Below are 4,748 nucleotides of genomic sequence, written 5' to 3'. Positions count from 1 at the left end.
CACCAGTGATCACCAAAGATGGTGTTTCTGTGGCTCGTGAAATTGAACTGGAAGATAAATTCCAGAACATGGGCGCACAAATGGTTAAAGAAGTCGCTTCACAAGCGAACGATGCTGCCGGTGACGGAACCACAACAGCAACGGTTTTAGCTCAATCTATTGTTAATGAAGGCCTAAAAGCAGTAGCGGCGGGCATGAATCCAATGGATCTAAAACGCGGTATTGATAAAGCTGTTGTAGCTGCAGTGGAAGAGTTAAAAACACTCTCTGTACCTTGTGCAGACACCAAAGCGATTGCTCAAGTGGGGACTATCTCTGCTAACTCTGATTCAAGTGTGGGTAACATCATTGCTGAAGCAATGGAAAAAGTAGGTCGTGATGGTGTTATTACGGTTGAAGAAGGTCAAGCATTACAAGATGAGTTAGACGTGGTTGAAGGTATGCAATTTGACCGTGGCTATCTATCACCTTACTTCATTAACAATCAAGAAGCAGGAAGTGTGGATTTAGAAAACCCATTCATCCTATTGGTTGATAAAAAAGTTTCCAACATCCGTGAACTACTACCAGTACTTGAAGGTGTAGCGAAAGCTTCTCGTCCACTACTGATCGTTGCTGAAGACGTTGAAGGCGAAGCTTTAGCGACATTAGTTGTCAATAATATGCGTGGTATCGTAAAAGTTGCTGCGGTGAAAGCCCCAGGCTTTGGTGATCGTCGTAAAGCAATGCTACAGGATATCGCTATCTTAACTGGTGGTACGGTAATTTCTGAAGAGATCGGTCTAGAGCTAGAAAAAGCCGCTCTAGAAGATCTAGGCCAAGCAAAACGCGTGACGATTACCAAAGAAAATACCACCATTATCGATGGTGCTGGCGAAGAAGAGGCGATCAAAGGTCGTGTGGCTCAGATTCGTCAACAAATCGAAGAAGCAACTTCAGACTATGATAAAGAAAAACTGCAAGAACGTGTTGCTAAACTGGCTGGCGGCGTTGCGGTTATCAAGGTCGGTGCAGCAACTGAAGTTGAAATGAAAGAGAAAAAAGATCGCGTAGAAGATGCACTGCACGCGACTCGTGCTGCTGTTGAAGAAGGCGTTGTTGCCGGTGGTGGCGTTGCCTTAATTCGTGCAGCGGCTAAAGTTGCTGGCCTTGAAGGTGACAACGAAGATCAAACCGTGGGTATCCGCTTGGCACTACGTGCAATGGAAGCGCCAATTCGTCAAATTGCCAAAAACGCCGGTGATGAAGACTCAGTGGTGGCTAACAATGTGAGAGCGGGTGACGGTAACTATGGCTATAACGCTGCAACGGGCGAATATGGCGATATGATCGACATGGGTATTTTAGATCCTACGAAAGTAACTCGTAGCGCGCTACAATTTGCAGCATCAATTGCAGGTTTGATGATCACAACAGAAGCGATGGTCACTGACCTACCAAAGAAAGATGCCCCAGCGATGCCTGACATGGGCGGAATGGGTGGTATGGGCGGCATGATGTAATGCTAGCCTAATGCGCTAATTAATAAAAACCGGAGTGTAACCTCCGGTTTTTTTATATACATTTGCATTTATATTAATACGATAAGTGTAAGCTGTTCTTTATCTCATCATCAGGGCGTCGCTGTTGGTGACTGTATTAGCGCAAGCTTTGTTAGGTCTTTTCAAGCTTATTTAACCGATAGCGTACTCTTGTTACCCAAGTCATTCCGTCGTTAATGGCTCAATAAGGCCAATAAACGTTTTTAACAAAACGATAGGTCAATAAAAACGGGTTACTCTAAGTGTAAATCCAACGGTGTTTTACTGGGTCGTCCACCAATTTCACGGGTCAATTTCGGTACCAGATAGCCGGAAACTCGTTCAATTAAGCCTGCCATAATAAGTCTTGCTTCATCATCACTAACAAAAAAGTGCGCTGCGCCTTGCACCTTATCCAGCACATGCAAGTAGTAAGGTAAAATGTCAGCATCAAAGAGAGCTTCGCTTAAGGCTACCTGAGCGTCAACCGAATCATTTACCCCTTTGAGCAGCACACTTTGATTGAGTAAGGTGACATTGACGGCGCGTAAGCGCGCCATCTGTTGTTGCAGTTCGAGATTGATTTCATTGGCGTGGTTGATGTGTGTCACCAGAAGAACTTGCAAGCGGGTTTTTGCGCATAAGTCGACTAACTCATCGGTAATACGAGCTGGGATCACGACGGGTAAGCGAGAGTGAATTCTTAGGCGTTTAATGTGTGGAATAGCGGCAATCTGTTCGATGAGCCAGCTCAGTTCATGATCTTTTGCCATTAAAGGATCACCCCCAGAAAGGATCACTTCATTTAATGGCGGTTGCTGCGCAATATAATCGATACTGCGCTGCCATGTCTGCTTATTGCCTTTGTTATCTTGGTAAGGGAAATGACGCCGAAAACAGTAGCGGCAGTTAATGGCACATCCGCCTTTGACGATCAATAAGCAACGGTTGTGGTATTTATGCAGTAGACCAGGAATGGCATTGTTTTGCTCAGCTAAAGGGTCTGTTGAGTAGCCTGGATACAGCTCAAACTCTTCACTGAGCGGTAAGACTTGGCGCAGAAGGGGATCGTTGGGATTTCCTTTCTCCATCCGATGAACAAAACTAAGCGGCACTCGCTGCGCAAACATTTCACGCGCTTTGAAGCCGGCTTGCCAAGGTGTTGGGTCAATATCAAGCTGGGTCAGTAGTTGACTCGGATCGGATATCCCATTTGCTAGCTGTTGTAGCCAGTTTTGCTCAACAGATTGGACTTTTCGGGTTATTATGTGCGGCATTGAATTTAACTCGAAGAATGTAAGAGGAAATAATGGCTACTGTTAGCACGAATGAATTTAAAGGCGGTCTCAAAATTATGCTTGATAACGAGCCTTGTGTCATTCTCGAAAACGAGTTTGTTAAACCAGGTAAAGGTCAAGCATTCAACCGAGTACGAATCCGTAAATTGCTTTCTGGTAAAGTGCTCGAAAAAACCTTTAAGTCAGGTGATAGCGTAGAAGTTGCTGATGTTATCGATATCGACCTTGACTATCTATACAACGATGGTGAATTCTATCACTTTATGAACAACGAAACCTTTGAGCAAATTGCAGCAGACCTCAAAGCGGTTGGTGATAATGCCAAGTGGCTGGTTGAAAATACCACCTGTACATTGACCTTGTGGAATGGTAACCCAATTTCGGTAACACCGCCAAACTTCGTTGAATTAGAAGTCACTGAAACGGATCCCGGCTTGAAAGGCGATACACAAGGAACTGGGGGCAAACCGGCGACGTTATCAACGGGTGCTGTCGTGCGTGTGCCTCTCTTTATTGCAATTGGTGAAGTGATCAAAGTGGACACTCGTAGCAGTGAATATGTTAGCCGCGTAAAATAATTGAATGAGTGCCTAACCCTATAGGGGCTTGATAGTTCAATAGCAGAATTAAAAAGAGCCAGCGTATGCTGGCTCTTTTGCTTTCTATCCATTCAAGAGTGTTTTAAATCAGGAAGATAAACACGACTGATAGGATCGAGATCAATGCAGCAAAAGCATAACATATAATTTTACCTGCCAGCCCAGTATGGAATTTCAGGTCGTGCATACCATGGTGCACACGATGCATCGCATGCCACATTGGTAATGCGAGAGTTGCAATGATAAACAACGCGCCAATAATACTGGTGGCAAATTCAGCGACTCGCTTATAGCTCATGGTTTCGGCATCAATAATGCCTAACGGTACAAGAATGCCCAGCACCAGAATAGTGACTGGCGTAATCATGGCAAACCAAGTGCCGCCGGCCCCAAATAGGCTCCACCATACCGGTTCATCTGAACGTTTTGGATTGGTATTAATCACAATAAGCTCCTTACACCACAATGAGAACGATCAGTGAAATAATGGCCACTGCCGCCCACTGAGTCAAAACGATGATTCTTTTATCCAGCAATTTTCCTTTGATACGAATCGGTACCACTTGTGGCATCATGCTGAAGAAGGTTTGGGCGTGGAATAAACTACCCGCGAGAGCCACAATATTAATGGCCACAACTAATGGATTAGCCATAAAGGCAAGCCAACTATTCCAAGCTTCTGGCCCTTTGACTAGAGCGCCCAAGCCTACGGTTAAAAATAACGTGAATAAAATGAGCGGAAGTACTGTTGCTTCACGCACCATATAGAAACGGTAGAAGGGGTGATCTTTCCACCAAGTACGTTTCATTTCACGGACATACGGTTTACGGTTAGTCATCCTTATGCCTCCACTTTCTTTGGTGAACCGTCAGGTTTCAACATGGCAATGACAAAGTCCATTGACGATTCTACTTTGCCTTGGTTAACCGCTGATGCCGGATCAACGTGTTTTGGACACACTTCAGAGCAATAACCGACAAAGGTACAACCCCAAGCGCCATTTTCTCCGTTGATCAGTTTCATACGTTCAGCTTTACCGTTATCACGGCTATCAAGGTTATAACGGTGCGCTAGAGTTAAGGCGGCAGGGCCAATAAACTCAGGGTTTAAGCCAAATTGAGGGCATGCGGCATAGCACAAACCACAGTTAATGCAGGCGGCAAATTGTTTATAGCGAGCCATCTGTTCTGGGGTTTGTAGGTTTGTTCCGTCTTCGGGTTTACGATCATTACCAATGATATAAGGTTTGATTGCCTCGAGACGCTCGATAAACGGTGTCATATCAACAATCAAATCTTTTTCGATCGGGAAGTTCGCCAACGGCTCAATT

Annotated in this window: 6 protein-coding genes; 2 read left to right on the top strand and 4 right to left on the bottom strand. The window is 44.9% G+C overall.

What is annotated here, in order from left to right; genetic code table 11:
- Positions 1-1,502, top strand: a 1,502-nt coding sequence (gene groL, locus B7C60_RS03895) for a chaperonin GroEL (RefSeq protein WP_245868501.1), incomplete at its 5' end; no start/stop codon positions are given.
- A gap of 272 nt (positions 1,503-1,774) precedes the next feature.
- On the opposite strand, the gene epmB is transcribed toward groL, so the two are convergent.
- Positions 1,775-2,797, bottom strand: a complete 1,023-nt coding sequence (gene epmB, locus B7C60_RS03890) for an EF-P beta-lysylation protein EpmB (protein ID WP_099610519.1) — start codon at positions 2,795-2,797, stop codon at positions 1,775-1,777.
- 32 nt (positions 2,798-2,829) lie between these two features.
- On the opposite strand from epmB, the gene efp reads away from it, so the two are divergent.
- Positions 2,830-3,396, top strand: a complete 567-nt coding sequence (gene efp, locus B7C60_RS03885) for an elongation factor P (protein ID WP_099610518.1) — start codon at positions 2,830-2,832, stop codon at positions 3,394-3,396.
- 103 nt (positions 3,397-3,499) lie between these two features.
- On the opposite strand, the gene frdD is transcribed toward efp, so the two are convergent.
- From frdD to B7C60_RS17765, 3 genes are all read right to left on the bottom strand, one after another.
- Positions 3,500-3,862 (bottom strand): fumarate reductase subunit FrdD, encoded by a 363-nt coding sequence (gene frdD, locus B7C60_RS03880; RefSeq protein ID WP_099610517.1) that lies wholly within the window; start codon positions 3,860-3,862, stop codon positions 3,500-3,502.
- Between the two features lie 10 nt (positions 3,863-3,872).
- Positions 3,873-4,256 (bottom strand): fumarate reductase subunit FrdC, encoded by a 384-nt coding sequence (frdC, locus tag B7C60_RS03875; RefSeq protein WP_099610516.1) that lies wholly within the window; start codon positions 4,254-4,256, stop codon positions 3,873-3,875.
- A 2-nt stretch (positions 4,257-4,258) separates the two neighbouring features.
- The coding region (locus B7C60_RS17765; RefSeq protein WP_245868500.1) for a 4Fe-4S dicluster domain-containing protein at positions 4,259-4,748 on the bottom strand (490 nt) is incomplete at its 5' end.

The sequence above is a fragment of the Vibrio fujianensis genome, from assembly GCF_002749895.1.
Lineage (GTDB): Bacteria > Pseudomonadota > Gammaproteobacteria > Enterobacterales > Vibrionaceae > Vibrio > Vibrio fujianensis.
The sequence above is the reverse complement of the archived record's forward strand: the minus strand, read 5'-3'. Positions and strand labels throughout refer to the sequence as shown.

Coding starts and splice junctions, on each gene's coding strand:
- epmB (WP_099610519.1), bottom strand. CDS start 2,797: ATGCCGCACATAATAACCCGAAAAGTCCAATCTGTTGAGCAAAACTGG.
- efp (WP_099610518.1), top strand. CDS start 2,830: ATGGCTACTGTTAGCACGAATGAATTTAAAGGCGGTCTCAAAATTATG.
- frdC (WP_099610516.1), bottom strand. CDS start 4,256: ATGACTAACCGTAAACCGTATGTCCGTGAAATGAAACGTACTTGGTGG.